The following is a 20,961-nucleotide window of genomic DNA, read 5'->3' as shown; positions in this document are numbered from 1 at the left end:
ATCAACTCGCAATCCTATATTGCGACACCATAGGATGAAATTTCTCCCCAGGAAAGCTACCCATCGGATGTCCCCTATTCGGGGAGCGGCAATCGGGGTTGAACGGGATTAAAAAAAGAGGCCGGAACGCCCCCCTTCGCCACCTGAATCGCCTGGAGCAGATCGCCCAAAGGTGGAAGCGCCTTTGGGCGTGAAGCTGCTCGCGGACAGACTCAACTCGAGCCGGCTGCGTCTGATTGAACGCGGACGACTCTAGCCGATGGTTCCCGCCGGCGCCCCTCCTCGTCCGGAGTCTGTCACCCCGTCAGCTTCTGTTATATGCGTGCAAGACGGGCATCCGGGCCGCCTGCCAGGCCGGGAACACCCCGCCAACCACCCCGACGACTAGGGCGATCAGGATACCCTGCAGAACCAGGAAGGGCGACAGGTCGAATTTGAAGACGACTTGGGTGAAGTTGCTGCCCAGGGTCGACGCCGTCATCCCATCAAAAAGCAACCAAGTGACAAGGCTGCCCGCCAACCCACCCAGCGCCGCCAGTGCCAGGCTTTCCAGCAAGGTGCCGACGAACGCGGGAAGGCCGCCGAAACCAATGCAGCGCAGCGTTGCGATTTCATGCGCGCGCGACGCCACCGAGTTGTACATGGTGTTCAAGGCGCCGGCCAGAGCGCCCAGGGCCATGGCGATGGCCAGCGGCCAGCCTAGCTTTTGAATAAGCCCAGTCATGCTGCGCGCCTGCTTGGCGTAATAATCAGCCTCGGAGACGACCTCCAGCTTGAGTTTGGGATCCCCCTCGCTGAACGCCTTCAGGGCGACCAGCTTGGAGGGATCCTCAAGCTTGACCCGCGCCAATTGAAAGACATTCTGGCGTTGGAACAGGTTCTGCACCACGTCGATATCGGCCCAAAGTTCCGATTCAAAAATGCTGCCGCCAAGGTCGAAGACGCCGACGACGGTCCAGGTGCTGGTGCCGAAACGCACCGTACTTCCGACGTCCATGCCGTTGAATTCCTTCAGCACGGCGGACCCCACGACGATCTCGTTCGCGCCAGGAGCGAACATCCGCCCCGCGACAATCCTGAAGCCCGGCCGCGTGGCCGTGCCCTTCAGGCTGATGCCGCGCAGAGGCAGGTTCGCCTTGGTGTTGCTCGACTTCTTGATGCCGTCCACGACAACGTACAGTTCGCCCGACACCAGCGGCTTGCCACTCGCGTCGCTCGCGATGCCGGGCGCTTCCTCAATCAGGCGCAACTGGTCCCGCGTGACGCTGCTATTCGCCTCCGCCTGTGCGCCCGCCCGCAGGAACAGGGCCACGTCGGCGGCGCCTGATCCCCGGATCGTTTTCTGAAACCCCTCTCCCATCGCCAGGAACGCCAGCAGGACAGTGACCACCAGCGTCACGGCCACCACCGTGGAAAGCGAGCCCAGAGTTCGTTGGGGCATGCTTTTGAAATTCAGGGCGGTGACAGCGGCGATTTGATTGACCAAGCTCATGATGGTGCCCTTCATCCCATTGTCTGACGCGACCGGTCGCCCCCGCGCCGGATCAAAACCGGGCCAGGCCCGCAGCGATGTTGATGCGCATGGCGTTCAACGCCGGCGCCAGGCCCGTCACCAGGCCGAACGCCAACATGAAGCCGATGCCGGTCAAGGAGATAGGCCAGGTCATCGTGCTGCCGGGCAGCAGTTTGGCTAGGGCGACCTTATCCACCACCACCGCCAGCAGCAGCCCCGGCACGCCCCCCAGCAGGGCCAGCAGCAACGCCTCCCCCAGCACCAGGCGCAGAATGCGCCCGCGGGAGAAGCCCAGGGTCTTGAGCACGGCGATTTCCTTGGTCCGTTCCCGGATGGCCATGATCATGGTATTGCCCACGATCATGAGGATGGTGCAAAACGCCGCGCTCACCACCAATGTCACGATCAGCGCGATGTTGCCGATCTGGGCCAGGAAAGCCCGATTGAACGCCTTTTCCTGCTGCGTGGCCGTCTCGCTGGGGGAGTTCGCAAACAGCAGGTCGATGGCCCCGGCGATGCGGTCGCCATCGGCGCCAGGCGCGATGCGCTCGACCGCCCAATTGAATTTGTCGCGGCCAAAAGTCACCGTCTCGTCAAAATAGGCATGATGGAACAGGATCGCCCCCTGCGGGTCGTCTGGATGGGCCGTATGGATGATGCCGGCAATGGTGAAGTCCCATCGATGGCTATTGGTGGTCTTGTTGCTGAAGATGTTGCTCAGCAGCGGCAAGCTGTCGCCCACCTTCCAGCCGTATTTATTGGCCAGTCCCTCGGGAACGAGAAGGGATCCGCGATCCGCCAGGAAGGCCGCGCGCTCGGCCGGCGCGATGACGTAGGCGTCGCGGTACGCCTTCAAGTAAGGTTCCGGATCGACCGCATACATGGCTAGTAGATTTGAAGGTTCCTGGTAATAGCCGCCGAACCAGTTGGCCATGGCCACGGTCTCGACGCCGTCTACGCCGGCGATGCGGGCGATATGGGCTACCGGCAGCGACTGGGTGAAGTTGATCTTGCTGACCGTTATCAGCCGGCTGTCGGTGCCGCCCAGGCCAGTGCCGGCGTTGAAACCGTGCTGGAAACTGGCCAGCACGCCGAAAATCAGGAAAGCAATGAAGATGGCGACCAGCATCAGGATGGCACGCAGCTTCTTGCGGGAGAGGTTCTTCCGCATCAGATAGAAGTCGTTCATGCTGCAAGCTCCCGATCCGTGAAGGCACCCTTGTCCAGGTGCAGGATGCGGTGGGCATATTTGGCGGCCGCGGGGTCATGGGTGACCATCACGATGGTCTTGCCCATTTCCTGGTTCAGCGTCTGTAGCATCAGCAAAACCTCGTCGGCCGTGGCGCGGTCCAGGTCGCCCGTCGGCTCGTCGCAGACCAGGAGTTTAGGGTCGGAGATTATGCCCCTGGCGATGGCGACGCGCTGTTGCTGGCCGCCCGACATCTCGCGGGGATAGTGGCCGGTCCGTTCCCGCAGGCCGACCAGGGCGAGGGCCGCCTGGACCCGCTGCCGCCGCTCTGCCCCGCTCAGCTTGGTCAGCAATAGCGGCAGTTCCACGTTCCGCTCCGCCGTCAGCATGGGCATGAGATTGTAGAACTGGAAGATGAAACCGACGTTGACCGCCCGCCACGCCGCCAACTGGCCCTCGCTGAGGCCGGAGATGGCCGCCCCGTTGAAGGTGATCTGCCCCTCCGTCGCCTGGTCCAGCCCGCCCATAAGATTCAATAGCGTAGTCTTGCCGGAACCACTGGGCCCCATGATGGCGACGAAATCCCCCGCCTGAATGGACAGGTCGAGATGATCGAAGATCGTGATCGTCTCCTTCCCCTTGACGAAGCGCTTGGAAACATTGCTGAACTGGATGATAGGACCGACCATGTGCTCATCTCCCTCGGATATAGACCACCACGGCAATGCTTGCCGACCGCGGAGCCGGCGGCAGGCGGCGCTTCATGAATGCGGCTTTTCGGTCTTGTCGGCGGCGCTGGCGATATAAAAGCGCAGCACCCTTTCCCCGGCGTTGAAGCTGGCCGGGCAGCCCACCCTGCCCTCGCCGCCGGGAACACAATGGCCGCCAACCATCCCGCCGCTTGCGTCATGCAGCAGGACATCCACGGTCATGTCGTGTGAAGTGTAGATTGTCTCATCCGGCCCCTTGGCCTGCTGGCGGGGCAAGCGGTCCTTCATGACATCCAGCATCTCCCTGGCGTAATCGAAGGGTACGAAGGTATCGGACCGTCCCTGGATGAAAAGTAGCGGCGCATGTGGGCCGCCCAGGCATTCCTTGATCATCTCGGCCCCACCGGCGACGGCCGCGAAGCTGGCGAAGAAGCCGCTGTTCTCGCAGTAGAAGTGCGCCGTCATGTAAGCCCCCTGCGAGAAGCCGCCGAAATGCCGGCGGCCAGGCGCCACGTTCAACGCCGCGCTGACGCATTTGGCGAAGCCCATCACCGTCTCGCTCAGATCCGGCCGCCACTGGGGTGGGTGGCCCGGCGCCTGGGGCTGGACCACAATGTAGGGGCTGGGGGCGCCGTAGCCTTCGGCGGCGGCCCCAAGGCCGCGCAAATGAAAGGCACGTTCCTGCTCATCGACCGTCATAGTCGCCCCATGAACGTCCACGATCAGCCCGCATTGCATGGCGCGACATTTCTCGGGAACGGAAACGGAGAAATCCACCCCCCCGTAGCTGACCAAGAGGGCGGCGCCGCGCAGCGCCTCGACCCCGGGGCAGTCCTGGGCCCGCGCCGCGGCGCAACACGCCAGCGCCGCCATGACCGCCATCATCCTCAACCACATGCGCATCGCCGCCATCCTTTTCCAAGACCATTCCGGTAGATCGCCTACGCACCGCCACACAGCCGCCTCAAGGACGACTTTGCGCCAGCGCCGCGCGCGGCCCGTGGAAGTCAGTGACGTCCGCGAGCGACACATACGTGCCGATAGTCTGGCCCTTCGGGCCGTAACCCCGCAGTTCCCGCGTCTGGATCAGAAAATCCTGGCCATCGAGGGAAACAATCTCCGCCGTTTCCCTGCCTACGCCAGGGCCAGCGTTGGGCACGATCCGGCCGGAACCGCGCGCGGCCAGCACCCTGTCATTGAGGTCATGGACGGTCGGCGCGGTGCCACCGACAGGGGGCGATCCCGCCGAAAACGCGCGCGCTAAGGTCGGATGGGCCAGGACGCGGTCACCCGACAGGATGAAGCTGCGCGCGCCGGTGTCGTCGGCATCCTTTTCGAACTGCCGCGAAATATCAGCCAGGCTGACTGTGGCGATCAGCACGCCGCGCGGCGCCCCGTGATAGAGCAGGCGCTGCCGCACGGTCAGGCTGGGCCCGTTTATGGTGGTGAACGCGGGGTCGTCCCAATAGCCGTCGTGCCCCGGTTCCGTCAGGTCGCGATCAAAGACCATGCGTACCCGCTTGTGCTGGTCATGGAAGTCAAGCGCCACCGGGACGATGGACTTATTCTGGACCACGAGGCCGCGCACCCATTCATCACAGGTGAGGATAGTTGCGTCCCTGAGATTGCCGTCGGACCGGATCAGTGTCTTCAGCGCCGCTGTCATGGGTTCCGGATCGATGGGATCTATGCGGCCGGCCGATGTCATTTCGGCCACCTTCGCGACCTCAAGCTTCGCCGGGTCCAGGCTACTCCGCACCACTGCCACGGCATGGTCCAGCGATTGCCGCGCCCGGGCGGCACGGGCGTCGTAGGTCTCCGGCGGCGCCACCCCCGATGAGGCGCAAGCCGCGAGAAGCGATCCCGCGACGGCGCAGAACATCCATTTTCCAGTTCCCATTTTCCGCCCCATCTTCCCACCTCTTTCTTAGATCGGCCTCACGGCACAAACGAAAACAAGAGAAATCGAAATATATAAAAACAATCAGACAAATTTATCAAATGGCGCACAAAGAGATATTTTTAATTAATATCTCTAAGGTATAATATACTAATTATCACTTCTGCATTTTATTATTTCGCGTCAAAAATTCCTTGCGGTCAAAGTTCATATCAGCACCTAAACATCATGATGCATAAGGATATTAATGCGGAAATTCTGATTAATTATCAGAATTCATAGACAAACAACCAAATGATGACCGATAGGATCAAAGAAATGAAATCAATACACGCATTGTTACTTCCATTAATCCTATCATCTCTCACCATGGTTTCCGGAATCACTGCGGCCGCCAGTTCGCCTGACCCGTCGGGCACCCTTCTGCCGCTTCAGTACGTCAACCCGCCTGGCCTGCCCCGTGGCACGACATCCTTCGCGGTATCCGAGGAAAGCTGGGTCACGACGATCGACCGACGCGTCGTCCCGCCAGCGCGAGGCACAGTGGCAGAGCAGTTGAAGGCCGCGCTGGCCGAACTGGACCGGCAGTTGGAACGCGACGCCGCCCGGCGGCAGTCCATCATCCGGCTGGACATTAGCTACCTCAGCGGCGGCGGCACTCAGCACCGGCGCATCGAGGAGATCTTGAAATCCTACTTCTCGATCCGTAACGGCTCGATGATCGGGGTGGACGGGGCCATCGACTACCCCATCACCACCCTGGTGGGCGTGCGCCAACTGGACGCAGGCGGCAGTTCCGTCATCGTCAACGTGCGTTATGTGGACCGCAGCAGCATACCGCCGGACCTGCTGGTCGACGCCAAGGCGCGCCAGCGGGCGGCGGGCAAGCGTATCGTCCTGTTCGGCGGTATCACCGGGAAGGCAGCCGGCGCCGACCACCAGATTTCGGCCGCCGTCGCCAACCTGAAAAGCGTTCTGGTCTTCGCCGGCACCCAGTTGGACAGCGTGGCGCAATTGACCGCCTTCATCGACGACCACCAGGACGTCGCCGCGGCCGAACAATCGATCAAGGCAGCGTTCCGGGCCGAAGGGGCGCAATCCCCCGCCCAACTGGTCATCAAGCCGCTGGTCGCCGACAACCCCGACGGCACGGCCGTCGTCTTGGCGGGCGAGGCGCGTATGGTACCGGTCGCGCGCTGATGCCGCCCATGGTTTGCCCCCGGTGCCCCGTCGCACCGGGGCCACCCCCGCGATCGGCGCGCATTCCCCCCCCCTCATAAGCCGGCCTTCACCGTTTGCGCCGCGCGTCCCGGCTCGGCGATGGCGTCGATCTCCAGGATCGCGCCAGGGAATTCTAGCTGGCTGACCGGGATGAAGGACGAAGTCGGCATCTGGTAATTGAAGAACTTGCGCATCTCGCCTGAGATGATGATGCCCTGTCCGACTTGGTAGTCCGTCACGTAGATGTGGATGCGGACGATGTCCTCGGGCTTCGCGCCGGCCGCTGCCAGCGCTTGGGTGAGGTTTTCCAGGACCTGCTTGGTCTGCGCCTTGACCCGGTTGGACAGGATGACCGTGCCGTCCGGCAATATGGGTCCCTGGGCCGAGATAAAAACGACGCGGGACCGTTGGTCCGAGGTGACGACGTGGGAAAATTCGGAACTGTTGAACAACTTTTCCGGATTCCACTTCACGATCTCCGCAGTCGCCGGGCCGGACAGGATGCCGATGACGGCGGCGGCGGTCAGAAAACCCTTTTTCAATGTCGCCTCCTCGACCTCAATTGGGGACAGTCGCCGTGCCTTCGATCTCGATCAGCATGCCGGGCGCCACGAGCGCGGGAGTGCCAATGAAGGTGACGGCCGGATAGCCGTGGTCCTTGAAATAGGCCTGTAATCGCGGCGTGATGGTCTTCGGCTCTTCGCCCGACTTCGCGACGAAGAAGACGTTCAACGCCACCACGTGGTCGCGGTCGCTTTTCGCTGCCGCCAGAGCGTAATCGAAATTCTGCAGGGCGTCGGTCAACTGCCCGTCCAGCGTGTCACCCTGGACATGGAAGTTGGTCGCGACCGCCGTCTCGCCGGCGATGTGCACAAACTTGCCGGCGTTATCGACGACGACGGCCTGCGACTTGAAGGGCGATTTCGGCATCGTGTCCGGATTCAGGCGTTCGATTTTGGCCTGTTCGGCCACGCTCGTGCCGGACACCATGGCCATGCTGCCCGCGATCACCATAAGCATGAGGCGGTTCATCGGGATTGCTCCTGTGGGGAAAGGCCATCGACGTCCGGGACGGGCATCCCCAGGGTATCGCGGCAGTATCCTAGCCACCGGTCCGACGGCGTCCCGATGACGGGGCCGTCCTGCCGGTCGGCGCCCACGGTCACGACGCCATCGCCGTGGACGAAGAAGTATTCCGCATCCGGCGCGTCCGCGGGCCAGTCGGGCCCAGCGCGCAGGGCCTCGGCCGCGCATGCCTTGCAGTACAGGATATCCACCACGCTGCTTCCCTCCCCTGGTGATGTGTGCATCTCACGCGACGGCGGATTTCTCCGTCCCCGCCAATATGGAATCGACCACCCGCGCTAACGTCGCGACGTGCGGCGGCGCGTGCATCGTCACGTGGTTGCCGGCGGCCTGATGGATCACAAGGTCCCGGCAGATGGACGCCCATGCGCGTTCGGGATGGACTGGGTCGTAAGCGGGCCGCCGTTCCAGCGCGCGGATGAAGTGCACCAGCCCATTGAAGGGCGCCGGCCGATAGTCCAGCATCGCCCGATGGTTGTGCCGGAAGACGGCAAGCAGGTCCGCCAATTGCCCTTTGCCCATCGCCGCTTCGGGCGCCACCACCCGCAGCCGATCGCAGAAATAGTCGAGCAGACTTTCCTCCGGCTGTTCCTGGAGGTCCGCCAGGCCGAGGCGCGCCTCGGCCGGAAGGTGAGACGTCATGTAGGCCAATATCTCGGCGTCTCGGTCCAGCGCAGCGGTGACTTCGCCCGGACCGGGTGTGTCGATGAGCAGCAACGAGGCGACGTCCGGCCCCCCATCCGCCTGGAACCGTCGGGCGATCTCAAGGGCGACCATGCCCCCGAAGGAGGAGCCGCCCAGGCACACGGCGGGAAGGCCCGGCAGCGCCGTGCATATAGCCCGCGCGTAGGCATCCGCCATACGCTCCACCGTCGCCAGGTCCGCTGCGGGCGCGTCCTTCGGAAAACTCAGGCCATGGATGGGCCGGTCGGCCAAGGTTTGGGCCAAGTCGCGATAGACGAGGACCTCGCCGCCGACGGGGTGAATGAGAACCAGCGGCGGCTCATGCGCGGCCCCGTCACGAATGAGGGTGACGGTGGGAGCCGAGGCCGCGCGCTGAGCCGTAGCGGGGGTGGCACCAGAAGCGGCGGCGACCAACTCGGCGATGGTCGCCGCGCGCAAAAGGACGTTGGGGCTAAGGGGTTGCCCCAGCAGCGCGCCGATGGACCGGACCATGCGCACGGCCTGCAGCGACGTGCCGCCCAGATCGAAGAAGCTGTCCCGCGTTCCCAGCGGGGCCACGCCGAAGCTTTCTTCCCACAGTGCGACAAGCCGGCCCTCGGCCTCTGTTTCCGGCGGCACCGGCGGGGGCATGGTCCGGGGCCGGGGCGTCCGCCGCGGCGGCTCGGTCGCGCTGGCCGCCGACACGGCGTCGCCCCCTGATCGCAGCGCTGGCTCGGCGGCCACCCGGGCCGCCCAGTCAATGGGAGAAACCAGGACGTGGGGTTCATGTTGGCCCAGGATCGCCTCAAGCGTGGCGAGGCCGGCGGCGGGGTCGATACCGTTGCGGCGGGTGGCGCGCGCCATGGCCGCCAGTCCCTCCACCGCGCCCATGCGTGCCGCCATGCCCATATCCCGCCAGCTGTCCCAGCCGATGGCGTAGGTCCGCAACCCATCTTCCACGTTACGCAAGGCCAGCGCGTCCATGAAGGCGTTGGCGGAGGCATAGACCAGTTGTCCCACCGTGCCCAGCCGGGCCGTGAGGGATGAGAAGAAAACTAGAAGGGGGATGCCCTGCGCGCGGGCGATACCCGACACCACCAGCGATCCATCAACCTTAGGCGCCAGCACGGGCGCGGCGGCCCCGGCCTGTCGCCAGGCGAGCAATCGGCCATCGGCCACGCCAGCCAGGTGGAAGACCCCGTTCACCGGACCGAAGGTTCCGCGCAGTTCGGCGAACGCGGCGTTCATGGCTTGAGCATCCTCCACCCGCGCATGGTACAGCGGCGGGCATTCGCCCATGAGGGCCGTCAGCTCCGCGATGCGGGAACGCACGCGCGCGCCAGCCGGCCCCGGGTCATCCGCCGGCGTGCCCGAGAACAGCGCCAGCCGCGCGCGCCAGCGGACGGCCAAGTGCTTCGCCAGGGCAAAGCCCAGGTCACCTAAGCCGCCGGTGATCGCGTAGAGGCCGCCCGGCTGCAGGACGGGTTCCGCTGGTGGCGGCAGGGCCAGCGGTTCGACCATGCGGATCCAGCGGCCACGGCCCCGAAGGGCAACCTCCTGATCGGGTAGGCCCGCCGCCAATTCGGCGACCAGCGCGCCTGCCTGCTCCCATTGGTCCGCTTGGACGTCCGCATCCCCCACATCGACCGCTGCCAGGCGCACGTTCGGCGCCTCGTGCCCACCACCGCGCACCGGCCCCAGGCACAGGGCCGCGAAGGGGTCGATCCGCTCCCCCGCGGAGATGGCGCCCAGACCCCGGGTCACCACCGCGACCTGGCCGCGCCGGGCAGGATCATCGGACGCCAGCCCTTGGATCAGGAACATCAGCCGGTCAAGGAACGCCGCCCCATCGGACACCACCGCGTCGCCGTCCGGCTCTCGCGGCGACCAGAAGCAAATGATCCGCAGGCACCGCGCGCCCCCGGCCGCCAGGGCGGCGATCTGGGAATAGGCCGCCGGATCGTCCGCCACCGGGCCCATCGGTGCGATGGTTGCGGAAGGCGGGGCGGAACCGGTGGCATCGCCCCACGGCATTCTCAAAACCTGGCCCCCCGCTTGGTGAAGCACCGCCACCACGGCCTCCTCCAATGCCGACGTGCCCCGGCCGAGGACCAGCCATGGCGTCGCGGCGATCTCCTCGGGCGCGGGTGACGGCAGGGCGGCGCGGCGGCGCCAGGTGTCGATCTTGCCCCAATCGGCCGGGTCGCCCCGGCGCCGCGGACGCGGGCCCTGCCCTTCCACGGGCGTTATCCAATGGCGGTGCCGTTCTAGGGCTTTGGGGGGCAGATGGACACGCCGGCCACCGGCGGCACGCGTCACGGCCTGCATGTCCAGCGCCCCACCCGCCTGCCAAAGCGCGCCAGCCGCGGACAACATGGCGCCGTAATCGTCGCCGTTACGGCCCGCCAGGCTGGACAGGGCGCGCGCGCGCGTGTTTTGGACGACGAGGTCGGCCAGTGTCGTCCCCGGCCCCACCTCCACCATGAAAGCGTCATTGAAGGTTTCGCGCAGGCAGCAAAGCCCATCCCAAAACCGCACCGGCATACGCAACTGCTGGCACCAATAGTCCGGATCGGTCGCCTGTTGATCCATGATCCAACGCCCCGTCAGATTGGATATCCAACGTATGGCGGGCGCCTGAAACGCCACTTCGGCCAAGGCGGCGCGCACCGCGGGTACGGCCGCGTCCATCGCCGCCGAATGGAAGGCGTGCGAGGTGTGGAGTGGACGCGCCTGCAGGCCCCGCGCCTCCAGACGCGCGACCGTCGCGGCCATGGCAGCGGCCGGGCCGGCGATGACCGTCACGTCCGGCGCATTGCAGGCCGCCACCGAGATTTCCGGCTCCAGGCAATGGGCCACTGCCTCCGCCGGCGCGGCGAGGGCGACCATGCGTCCAGCCGGGCAGGCCTGCATGGCATGTCCCCGGATGACAATCAGGCGCGCCGCGTCCGCCAGCGGCATGACCCCGGAAAGAGCGGCGGCCACCCATTCACCCAGGCTGTGGCCCAGCATGGCATCCGGCACCACCCCCCAAGCTTGCCAAAGCGCCGCCAGCGCGTATTCCATGGCGAAGAGCGCCGGTTGCGCCCGGGCCGTCTCGGTCAGGGCCCCCGGGTCAGCCTCCATCGCCAGCAGGAGAGCGCGCAAGTCGCCGCCGCCGGCGGCCTCGACATGAGCCAGGCATTCGTCCAGCGCCGCCCGGAACGCGGCTTCCCGCCGGTAAAGCGCCGCAGCCATGCCCAACCGCTGGCTGCCCTGCCCGGGCAGGAGGAACACCACGGGCGTGCGCCGTTGGCCCACCGCGACGGGAGGCATCGGGTCGTCAGCATCCAGACGGGCGCGCAATTCCCCGACGTTTCCGGCAACAGCCGCCCAACGCCACGACTGCGGCGACCGTCCCACGGCCAATGTGAAAGCAACGTCCCGCAGGTCCAGCGCCCCACCGGCACGGTCCAGGTGACCACACAGATGCCTCCGGGCCTGCTGCAGGGCGGTCGGGCTGTGCGCGGACAGGACGAAAAGCATCCGGCCGTCGGGGGGGGCGGCGGCATCCCCGATCACATCCAGGCGCCCATCCCGATATGGCGCCTGCTCGATAAGCAGGTGGGCGTTGGTACCACCGATGCCGAAGGAGCTCACGCCCGCGCGCCGGGGCCGGTCGGCCGGGGCCCACGGGACCAGCGTCTGGTTGACGGAAAAACGGCCGGCGCCGAACCTGAGCTTGGGATTGAGGCCGCGCACATTCGGCACCGGCGGTATCACGCCATTGGCCACGCAAAGAACGGCCTTTATGAACCCGGCCAAACCGGCGGCGGAATCAAGGTGGCCGATATTGGCCTTCACCGCGCCGAGGATGCAGGCCTCGGCATCGCCGCCATTAGCACCCCCGTCGCCGTACGCGTCGCGGATGGCGGCAACCTCGACCATATCGCCCAGGGCCGTACCCGTGCCGTGGGTTTCGATGTAGCCTACGCTTTCCGGCGCCACTCCGGACGCGGCCAACGCCTGCCTCAGCACCCGCGCCTGGCCCAACTGGCTGGGCGCCGTCAGGCCCAGCTTGTCGCCGCCGTCGTTGTTCACGGCACCGCCCTTGATGACGGCGTGGATGGCGTCGCCATCCGCCAAGGCGCGTTCCAGCGGCTTCAGGACGACCACGCCCACCCCACTGCCGAAGACGGTTCCCCCGCCGCTTTCATCGAAAACCCGGCAATGGCCGTCGGGCGACATGATGCCGCCCGGCAGGTGCATATAACCCCGGCGTTGCGGCGTCATGACCTTGGCGGCACCCGCCAAGGCCAAGTCGCACGCACCCACGACCAGCGCCTCGCACGCCTGGTGGATGGCCACCAGCCCGGTCGAGCAGGCGCTACCCACGGTGACACAGGGCCCTCGCAGATCAAGGCGGTAGGCGACCTGGGCGACGGCGTAATCCTTATCGTTGGCGTACAGCAATTCCAGCGGGGACACCGACGACATGGTGGCGTCGTCATGCTGGATGTTGGTGAAGAAGTACGAACTGAAGCCGGTGCCTGCGAACAGGCCCACCTTCTCACCCGTAACGCGCGGCGCGTAGCCGGCGTCATCCAGCGCCGCCTGCGCGCATTCCAGCAGAAGCCGGTGTTGGGGATCCATGCGCTCCGCCTCGCCAGGGCTGAGCCCGAAAAAGGCGGCGTCGAACAGTTCGACATCGTCCAGCAGCGCGGCGACCTTCACATAGTCATCCGATGCGACCAGGTCAGGATCGGCGCCATCCCGCAACAGTTCGTCTTCGGTCAGAAACGTGATGGATTCGGTGCCGGCCACCAAATTGCGCCAGAACGCGTCCAGGTCCCCGGCGCCTGGAAAACGACCCGCCATGCCCACGACAGCGACATCGCGACGGCGGGGCGTCTCCCCCTGCGGCGGGGCCTCGGCGGCGACGGTTTGCGGGGTGGCCGTTCTCCGTCGGGCGGCGATCAGTTCCGACTGGGCCCTGATCGTGGGACTGTCGAACAGGTCGATGACCTCGATGCGCACATCGAAGCGGGCGTTGACCTTATCACGGCTCTGCAGCAGCAGCAGCGAATGGCCGCCGACGTCGAAGAAGTTGTCGCCCACGCCGAAATCCGCGTGTCCCAGGAGCGCCCGCCAGATGTCGATGAGGTCCCGCTCGATCGCGGCCGGGCCGGCGGCACCGGAACCAGCCGACCGCGCCGCCATTGGCGCGGGCAAGGCCATCTCCTGCTCACCCGCCCCCTGCCGGGCCATCAGGCCGGCAAAATCGATCTTGCCGTTCAGAAGCCGGGGAAGGGCCGGCAGCAGGTCCACCCGGTGGGGCAGCATGTACGGCGGCAACGCGTCCTTCAGGCCGCGCCGAAGCGCCACCGTGTCCACATCGCCGGTGACGAAGGCGGCAAGACGGGCGTCCGCGCCCTCACCCTCCACCGCCGCCACGGCATCCCCGACGCCCGGCCATGACAGCAGTGCCGCCTCGATCTCCGGCAATTCGATGCGGTGGCCCCGGATCTTCACCTGGCGATCCCGGCGGCCCCGGTAATAAAGGCGGCCATCCAGCCCCAGCGCCACCCGGTCCCCGGTGTGGTAGGCGCGCGCACCCATCACGGTCACTTCGCGGAACGCCTGGGCCGTGCGTTGGCCATCGTCGAGATAGCCGATGGCCAGCCCTGCGCCGCCGATCAGAAGCTCCCCCATGCCACCCGGCGGCACGGTGCAGCCGCGACGGTCGACGATGCACAGCCGCGTGTTAGCGATAGCCGTACCCAAGCTTTGCGGCCGGTCCTGGAAACCCGCCGCAGCCGCGACGTCCGGCGCCTCCACCCGGCCGCATGCCGACCAGATGGTCGTTTCCGTCGGGCCGTACATATTCCACGCTTCCCGCGTGCGGGACCGAAGCGCGCGGGCCAGTGCATCGGGCATGGCCTCGCCGCCACTCAATGCGCGCAGATCAGGATCGCCGGGCCAACCGGCGTCCAGGAGCATGCGCCAAGCGGACGGCGTGGCCTGAAAAAGCGTCGTCCCCGTCCGTCGCAGTGCATCGGCCAGGCGGCGGCCATCCCGCGGCGTGTCCTCGTCCGCGACGACGACGCGGGCGCCAGCGCACAACGGCAACAGCAGTTCCAGCAGCGAGATGTCGAAGGACACGGTGGTGGTTGCCAACAGGACATCGTCCTCGTACACCCCCGGCGCCCGCAGCATAGCGTCTAGAAAGGCCGCCAGCGCACGGTGGCTAAGGCGGACACCCTTGGGCCGCCCACTGGAGCCCGATGTGAACATAACGTAGGCAGTCGCCTCGGGATTCACCCCGTCCCCGACCGCCGGCACCGACACCCGGGCAGCCCGCATCTTATCCGGCGTCGTCAGCGGCACGCCCAGGGGGGCGAAAAGATGCTGCGTGGTTTCATCCACCACCACCAGGGCCGCGTCCACTCGGGACACCATGTCCGCCAAGCGCCGCGGCGGCAGGCGGGGGTCCAGGGGTACATAGACACAGCCCGCGCTGAATATTCCCAGTAGGATGGCGGGCAGAAATTCGGTCCGCGCGACGGAGACGCCGATAGCGGCGCCGGGTGCCGGAAGGGCCGCCGCCACCTTGTCAACGGCCGCCATCAAATCCGCATAGGTCAGGGTCTCGCCGGCCAGGGACGACACGGCGGGCCGGTCCGGGCGCGCCGCCGCCACCGCCCGCACCATCGCGGCGGCCAGCGGCGGTACAGGCAAGGGGCACGTTTCCCCGGCCATCGCCGCCATCCGGCCATCGTCATCCGGCAGCAAATAGCCGAGGCGGGAAAAGCCGGGCGGCCCATCGGCCAATTGCCGCAGCAGGAGCGCCAGCCGGCGCAGCCACAGGCCGCCGTCCCCGCCGACCGCGTCGGCACAGGCCGTCAGCCGCAGCAAGCCATGGCGCGGACCCGCGATGAAATCCAGGCGCAGGCGGGCGCCCGGGCGGACCAGCCGGTCCAATGGCGGTGCCATGGAATCGTCGGCCGCCCGGCGCGCGGTGAACCAGATGTCCGTCGGCACGACCGTAAAGCCGGGCAACTCATACTCAGGCGTCGCCACCATCACGGCCAGGGGTGCCGCCCCGGGATCCAGCCATGCGTCCGTCGTCACCAGGCGTCCGGCATGCACCCGCCCGTCGCCGTCGGCCTCCAGGAAGTCAAGCGCCAGCGGCTCCTCCACATCACCCAACGTCGCCGACAGCAACAGGCATGCTCCCCTCACCAGGCGGGCCGGCGTTATGCCGTGCTGGTCGGCGGCCGCGTGCAGCCGGTCCCACAGTTCCCCAGCCAACGTGTGGCCAGCGGACACCCAGCCGCCTTGGGCGCACCAGAGCGCGGGCGAGGCCACGGCTGCGGGCGGATCGGGCGCCAGCGCCACCGCCGCCGCGCGCCATCGGGTAGGGCCGGGCAACGCCAGGTGCCCACCGCCCATGGCCGCCGCCAGGCCATCGGCCAATGCTGCCAGTTCGCCCGCGTCCGCCAGCGCTTCGGACGCGGCCACAACCAGTTCCGACCCCTCCACCACGCAGATCCGTAGCACCCCTTGTGCGGGCGAGGGCGGGGCGTCCGCCCAGCGTTCGCGCGTTTGGCGCCAGGCATCGGCGGAAAGGCACGCCACCACGCTGGCGGCCCAGGCTTCCCCATCGGCACTTCCGTCTTCGACAAGAACCGCCGGGCAGGCCGACGGCGCCGGAACGGGGCGCAAAGCCGCCGCCAGGTCCGGCCGCCGCGCAAGCGCGGCGCGCATCACCGCGACCGCCCCCTCCGCGCTGACGGCGCACGGCAGGGGGCGGCTGAGGAGGTGCAGCGGCAGGCTGTCCGCTCCGCACCGCTGCAGCAAGGCGCGCCGCCGCGCGTCCAGGCCGCCGACCTCATGCGCCAGGTCATCCAGCACGGCACCGACGCCACCGTCGAGCGCGGAACCCACCAGGTGCAGGAACTCGTCCAATAGGCGCCGCCCGCCACCCGGGCCCAGCAATCCCGGGCGGATTTCCAACTTGAAGTCCAGGCCGTCCGGTGTGTCGATCGTGATCATCATCAGATCGAAGACGGATTCCTGGCGGTCTGACTCGATGACCTCCACCATCGCCTCGCCGGCCACCATGGCCCGGCCGGTGGAGATATGGTTGAAGGCGATCTTGGACAGGCCGTCCAGGCCCGGCAAAGGTTCGCGGCGCTGGCGCAGCAGTCCCTCTAAGCTTTCAATCGACAGCTCCGAATGCTCCAGCGCCTCGGCCACCCGACGGGACAGGTCTGACAGCAGCGCCGCCACGCTTGCGCCCGGTTCCACCCGCCCTCGTACGACGAGGCCGGTGATGAAGACGCCAATGAGACGGGCCACCTCGTCCCGGTCCCGACCAGCGGTCGGCACGATCACCGGGATGTCCCGGCCGCGGCTATAGCGTCCCAGCAGGACCATAAAAAGGCCGAGGAGGGCGACGAAAGACGTGGTGCCCGCCTGCCTTGCCAAATCGGCCAGCCGCCTGCGATCACCCCCACCCAGCACGCCACGCACGGTTTCGAGGCCCGGGCCGGAGGAGTTCGCGCCCATCGCCGCCAGCAAATTCGGAAGGGCTGCCAGCCGCCGGCGCCAGTAATCGATCTGTGGATCGAGCAGCCCCCGCGCCAGGCGGTCGCTCTGCCAGGCCGCGTAGTCGGCATACTGCACAGCCGGGGGATTCGGCCCCGCGCCCCCGTTGTCCGCATGGTGGGCGGGCGCGTAATAGGCGGCGGCCAGTTCGCTATAAAAGATATCCAGCGACGCCGCGTCGGCGATGATGTGGTGCATCGCCAGCGACAGCACCGCCTCACCTGCGTCCAGCGTGATCAACTCGACCCTGAACAGGCGGCCCGCCGCCAAATCGAAGCGGGGCGCGCGGCTGCGGTCGGTGACGCGCGCCAGGGCGTGCTTCCGGGATTCATCGGGAAGGACAGAAAGGTCGATGACCGCGAGGGGCGCACCGAATGGCGCCTCGACCCTCTGCTGGGGCTTGCCGTTCACTAGGATGAACCGGGTCCGCAGCGGCTCATGCCGGCGAACGACGACGTCAAGCGCCTGCGACAGGCGTCCGGGATCGACCGCACCGCGCAGCCGGCGCAAGCTGAAGACGTTATAGGCGCGGCTGCCCGGCTGCAGGCGCTCCAGCATATAGAAGGCGTGCTGGGGCAGAGACAGGGGGAAGACAGCCTCCCGGCCCCGCGGGATGGGGGCGATACCGTCGGACTGGCGCGCCTGTAGAAGGGCGATGAGGCCGGTCTTGGCGGCCCGCATCGCCTCCTTCGTCGCATCATCGAGCACACCCGCCGGGGCATCTACCCGCAACCGGCCCTCACGCGCCTCCAACCGCGCCCCCATGCGCTCCAGACGCACCAGAAGCTCGGCAGCCCTCCGCCCCTCCGCATCCCACGCTGGAGACGGGCCGGGTGGCGCCGGAGGGCCGGCGGCGAGCAACGGCTCCGCGCTCATGCGGAAACCGGCTTGGCGGCGAGGACCAACCCTGCCTCTGGGCCGGCAACGAGGACGCCCGCTTTCTCCGACCGCTCGGAAATGGCGTCCGCTGGGCGCGCTGCCGGCCCGTGCGCGAACGGGCACTGGCCGCGCACGGGCTGGTTATCATCCGGCAGGAAATATTGCCGCCATTCCCGATTGGACGGGTCGCCGTAGACGCCCAGGTCCGGATGCGCCGCCATGCCGTCCCATGCCTGCAGGCGTTCGCGGATACGTGCCCTGGCCTCCATCTCGATGGGTCGGCCGTTCAGCGGGTCGATGAAAACCTCGCGCGGCTGAAACAGCAAGACCATGCCGTCACCCAGGTTCCGGCTGTGCCGTGAAAGGTAGGTCGGGCTGGCGCCCACGACGAACATCATGGACCCGCCGAACGAGAACTCCCACAGCGGGTGGTCGGCGTCGAGCGACGTGGCCGCACCCTGCCGGTCATGGTCGCGCAGATATGCCAGGACGTCCCAGAACTGGGCCCGCGCCTCCTCATGGTCCCGGGGGGCGCGACGCGGATCCAGGAACAGCGCCATGTTACGCCGCTTGCGGTCCGAAATGGTGCCGATGGCCAAGAAGGTGCGCAGCGTTTCAGGCAGATGATGCAGGCACCCGTCGTCGACGTAGGAATAATAGATGTCGCCCAGCCGCTCGGACTGGGTCCCGTAAAAACAGGGGTAAGCCGGGTTCAGAACCACGGCACGATAGGCTTCGTAAGCCGAGGCCATCCAGGCCGGCGGCGTGGCGCCGATGATCGTCCCCACGATGACGCGGTCGCGCCATATGTCTTGGTTCCGCTGATGCTCCATGGCGCGGCCTTTCAATCCCATGCCACTGCAAGGGATGGCGACGATGCATAGGGGGAGATGACATGGCCCGGCAGCATGTCGAGCCAGTCCGGCGGGATGATCGGCTGGTGGTAGGTGCATACCGGCGATTCCACCGTGGACCCATGCAGCCGCCCCTGCGGCACCAGCACCATGTCGCCGACGTCAAGGCGCAACGACATGCCGAGGTTGCCCCAGAACACCATTTGCCCCTCTTCGATCACCACCAGCCGGTGATCGTCATGGACATGGGTCGTGGAGCACATCTCCCTGGGTTCCACGAAGGTTTCCCGATCGATATCCGGACAATCCTGATCGATCCTGCGGTTGATGGCCCGCGCCGCCGCCACATAGCGCGGCATGTCAGAAAGCCAAAGGAGCTGCGCACGCACGTCACGGTGGGCCTGGGCCGTCAGCAGGGTCGCCGCAGCCGCACCCCGCGCCACCTCCGCAAGGCTCGTGCGGCCGAAGGTGCCGGTCACCTCATCCACGGCCGCATCCACCGCGGACGACACCGATCGCGTGGCGCCATCCGCCGTGTCGGCCGATGGCGCCCGTTCCGGCAAGCCCAACCGCCGGGCGCCTTCGGCCATGGCCATCATGAAGCCCGCCTGCTCCGCCCCCTCCACCAGCGCCGCCCCCACCAGGCGCAACAGCGTGCCTGGCTGCCGGGCCAGCATGTGAATATGGGTCGTCGCGGCCAGAACGGCGGGCAGATAGAATTGCCAATAGCTGTGCATGCCCACGCGCACACCCAGCGCGGCGCACCAAGCCTCCTCTGCCACCGAAGGCGCCGGCACGGGAATGAACGGGTGCAGGGCCGCGACGCGCGACATCGCCAGGTTCCGGCTGCGCCCCAGGGGGACGCGCTGGATCAGGAGCAGGCGCATGCCGTCGGCCAGGTAATCGGCGGCCGTCAACGTGTCGATCAATCGCGTCCAGAAGCGCGAACTGGCCCGGAAATGAGCGCCCACGAAGTCGGACACCGAATTGGGAAGGTCGGCGGGCGTCGCGCGGACGGCTTCTTCGCCCACGGCGCTGAAAAGAAACGTCTCCAGTCGCGGCGCGACCCGCGCGCCAATGGCTCGCAGCTCTGGATTGTAGAATTCCGACCACACACCCTGAGATGCGGACGGCGATAGCAAAGCCTTCCCGGAAAATGGGGGATATAAACAGGCGCCACTTTCGTAGAAAGACAACAGCAGGCGATTACCTGCCAATGCGGCAAGATTGCTCGCGTCTTTTATTTTTAAATATCCGGAGAATTTTAGAAAACTCAGATCTTCTGGACGAAGCGGCCGCCTGAAATAGTCATCTTCAAGGACAAGCTCGGAAACATCCGCACTTCTAAAATGATAGGCGGATGCGTATCTCACAAGATCCGAATGAAGATAGTCAACTGCTTCGTATTCATCGCCCTTACCAGCCAACTCTGATTGGATTGAATGGATCATGGGTCAACCATTCTTAAAAGGGCGGCGGACGGATGATTAAATCCTACGCTGCACGATTACAGGTTGTATTTCAAGGGACTTGAATTTTCCTCCAAATAGCCATGATAGAATAAGCAGGTAAGCCAAAAGGATACCTTCCGGCTGACCAATCATGGTTGGATTGAAGGCTTAGATGTACGCGACATAAATCAATAATAGTGCCGGCCTATTCCGACGAAACCTGCCCCAATTCCAAACCCTATCCATGATCCATAAACGTAAAAAGACACGATTCCGGATTAGACACCTACCCATAAGTGACAACCAACACGCCATACTTGCAAATGTCGAAATCGGCTGCTAACATTAAAAAAATGTAATCTGCGTTAGATTCCTTAAGCTGCGCCCGTATCATCTGGACGCAGTCCATACCAATCACTCATAACGGGGGACTTTATGGCGAATACGCTTGTGCACTTCGCTATCCACGCCGATAATATCGCGCGGGCCCGGACATTCTACGGCAAGGTATTTGCCTGGGACTTTCAGCAATATGGCCCTTCTGATTTCTTCCAGATAAAACATCGCGACGGCTCTCATCAGCCTGTGCTTGGTGCACTCGAGTCTCGCAAGTATAATCCCGCCGAGAAAGATATGATCGGCTACGAATGCTCCATTTCTGTAGATGATGTGGATGCGACGGCGGCCGCTGTTGTGGCTGCGGGCGGTAAAATTCTGATGGAAAAGACCGCTATTCCCACTGTTGGTTGGATTATCAAGTTCGAAGACACGGAAGGAAACGTCGCCTGCGCGATCAATTTTGATTCCGCGGCACATTGAGGCCTCAGCACATTGAAGCCTCGTCCAGGTTGCTTGCCTGGGGGTTGCCTCTCATCAATGAATTTAAAAAAATAATCTCGTCAGACG

General features: G+C 65.7%; 13 protein-coding genes. 2 read left to right on the top strand and 11 right to left on the bottom strand.

The features are described 5' to 3' along the window. Positions 1-304: 304 nt before the first annotated feature. The 5 genes from FBZ89_RS25760 to FBZ89_RS25740 all read right to left on the bottom strand — a co-directional run bounded on the left by FBZ89_RS25760 (position 305) and on the right by FBZ89_RS25740 (position 5,294). On the bottom strand, positions 305-1,507 hold the full coding sequence (locus FBZ89_RS25760; RefSeq protein ID WP_246172579.1) for an ABC transporter permease: 1,203 nt from the start codon (positions 1,505-1,507) through the stop codon (positions 305-307). A gap of 37 nt (positions 1,508-1,544) precedes the next feature. Next, on the bottom strand, positions 1,545-2,702 hold the full coding sequence (locus tag FBZ89_RS25755) for an ABC transporter permease (RefSeq protein ID WP_145753434.1): 1,158 nt from the start codon (positions 2,700-2,702) through the stop codon (positions 1,545-1,547). Beyond that, entirely contained in the window at positions 2,699-3,391 is a 693-nt protein-coding gene (locus FBZ89_RS25750) for an ABC transporter ATP-binding protein (RefSeq protein WP_145753432.1), read from the bottom strand. Before FBZ89_RS25750 ends, FBZ89_RS25755 begins: the two co-directional genes overlap by 4 nt. A 72-nt stretch (positions 3,392-3,463) precedes the next feature. Continuing rightward, complete coding sequence (locus FBZ89_RS25745) at positions 3,464-4,315, bottom strand: alpha/beta hydrolase family protein (RefSeq protein WP_145753430.1); 852 nt, start codon at positions 4,313-4,315, stop codon at positions 3,464-3,466. Positions 4,316-4,376: 61 nt separating this feature from the next. Beyond that, positions 4,377-5,294, bottom strand: a complete 918-nt coding sequence (locus tag FBZ89_RS25740; protein ID WP_145753428.1) for a cache domain-containing protein — start codon at positions 5,292-5,294, stop codon at positions 4,377-4,379. Between the two features lie 561 nt (positions 5,295-5,855). Between FBZ89_RS25740 and FBZ89_RS25735 the strand changes: the two genes are divergently transcribed. After that, the gene (locus FBZ89_RS25735) at positions 5,856-6,512 is read left to right on the top strand and encodes a hypothetical protein (protein ID WP_145753426.1); all 657 of its coding nucleotides are present in this window, start codon (positions 5,856-5,858) and stop codon (positions 6,510-6,512) included. A gap of 74 nt (positions 6,513-6,586) precedes the next feature. Here the strand turns inward: FBZ89_RS25735 and FBZ89_RS25730 are convergent, their stop codons facing one another. From FBZ89_RS25730 to FBZ89_RS25710, 6 genes are read right to left on the bottom strand one after another with little or no spacing between them, the layout of a single operon-like run. Continuing rightward, positions 6,587-7,075, bottom strand: coding sequence for a RidA family protein (locus FBZ89_RS25730; protein WP_186457588.1), 489 nt, complete (start codon positions 7,073-7,075; stop codon positions 6,587-6,589). Between the two features lie 16 nt (positions 7,076-7,091). Further along, complete coding sequence (locus FBZ89_RS25725) at positions 7,092-7,565, bottom strand: RidA family protein (RefSeq protein WP_186457587.1); 474 nt, start codon at positions 7,563-7,565, stop codon at positions 7,092-7,094. Beyond that, entirely contained in the window at positions 7,562-7,810 is a 249-nt protein-coding gene (locus tag FBZ89_RS31035; protein WP_186457586.1) for a hypothetical protein, read from the bottom strand. Before FBZ89_RS31035 ends, FBZ89_RS25725 begins: the two co-directional genes overlap by 4 nt. A 34-nt stretch (positions 7,811-7,844) precedes the next feature. Next, positions 7,845-17,747 carry a non-ribosomal peptide synthetase/type I polyketide synthase gene (locus FBZ89_RS25720; protein ID WP_145753420.1) on the bottom strand — a complete coding sequence of 3,301 codons (9,903 nt, stop codon included), beginning with the start codon at positions 17,745-17,747 and terminating at the stop codon, positions 7,845-7,847. Next, complete coding sequence (locus FBZ89_RS25715) at positions 17,744-18,583, bottom strand: YqcI/YcgG family protein (RefSeq protein ID WP_186457584.1); 840 nt, start codon at positions 18,581-18,583, stop codon at positions 17,744-17,746. Before FBZ89_RS25715 ends, FBZ89_RS25720 begins: the two co-directional genes overlap by 4 nt. 11 nt (positions 18,584-18,594) lie before the next feature. After that, positions 18,595-20,055: a cupin domain-containing protein gene (locus FBZ89_RS25710; RefSeq protein WP_145753417.1), complete on the bottom strand. Its 1,461-nt coding sequence runs from the start codon at positions 20,053-20,055 to the stop codon at positions 18,595-18,597. 435 nt (positions 20,056-20,490) lie between these two features. Here FBZ89_RS25710 and FBZ89_RS25705 point away from each other — a divergent pair, with 435 nt between their 5' ends. Further along, on the top strand, positions 20,491-20,874 hold the full coding sequence (locus FBZ89_RS25705) for a VOC family protein (RefSeq protein ID WP_145753415.1): 384 nt from the start codon (positions 20,491-20,493) through the stop codon (positions 20,872-20,874). Positions 20,875-20,961: the final 87 nt, after the last annotated feature.

Source organism: Nitrospirillum amazonense (genome assembly GCF_007828045.1).
In the GTDB taxonomy this organism is placed as follows: domain Bacteria; phylum Pseudomonadota; class Alphaproteobacteria; order Azospirillales; family Azospirillaceae; genus Nitrospirillum; species Nitrospirillum amazonense_C.
The sequence above is the reverse complement of the archived record's forward strand: the minus strand, read 5'-3'. Positions and strand labels throughout refer to the sequence as shown.

What these genes read in the sequence shown, in the direction of transcription:
- FBZ89_RS25760 (WP_246172579.1), bottom strand. Translation starts at nt 1,507, where the DNA reads ATGAAGGGCACCATCATGAGCTTGGTCAATCAAATCGCCGCTGTCACC.
- FBZ89_RS25755 (WP_145753434.1), bottom strand. Translation starts at nt 2,702, where the DNA reads ATGAACGACTTCTATCTGATGCGGAAGAACCTCTCCCGCAAGAAGCTG.
- FBZ89_RS25750 (WP_145753432.1), bottom strand. Translation starts at nt 3,391, where the DNA reads ATGGTCGGTCCTATCATCCAGTTCAGCAATGTTTCCAAGCGCTTCGTC.
- FBZ89_RS25745 (WP_145753430.1), bottom strand. Translation starts at nt 4,315, where the DNA reads ATGCGCATGTGGTTGAGGATGATGGCGGTCATGGCGGCGCTGGCGTGT.
- FBZ89_RS25740 (WP_145753428.1), bottom strand. Translation starts at nt 5,294, where the DNA reads ATGTTCTGCGCCGTCGCGGGATCGCTTCTCGCGGCTTGCGCCTCATCG.
- FBZ89_RS25725 (WP_186457587.1), bottom strand. Translation starts at nt 7,565, where the DNA reads ATGAACCGCCTCATGCTTATGGTGATCGCGGGCAGCATGGCCATGGTG.
- FBZ89_RS25720 (WP_145753420.1), bottom strand. Translation starts at nt 17,747, where the DNA reads ATGAGCGCGGAGCCGTTGCTCGCCGCCGGCCCTCCGGCGCCACCCGGC.
- FBZ89_RS25715 (WP_186457584.1), bottom strand. Translation starts at nt 18,583, where the DNA reads ATGGAGCATCAGCGGAACCAAGACATATGGCGCGACCGCGTCATCGTG.
- FBZ89_RS25710 (WP_145753417.1), bottom strand. Translation starts at nt 20,055, where the DNA reads ATGATCCATTCAATCCAATCAGAGTTGGCTGGTAAGGGCGATGAATAC.
- FBZ89_RS25705 (WP_145753415.1), top strand. Translation starts at nt 20,491, where the DNA reads ATGGCGAATACGCTTGTGCACTTCGCTATCCACGCCGATAATATCGCG.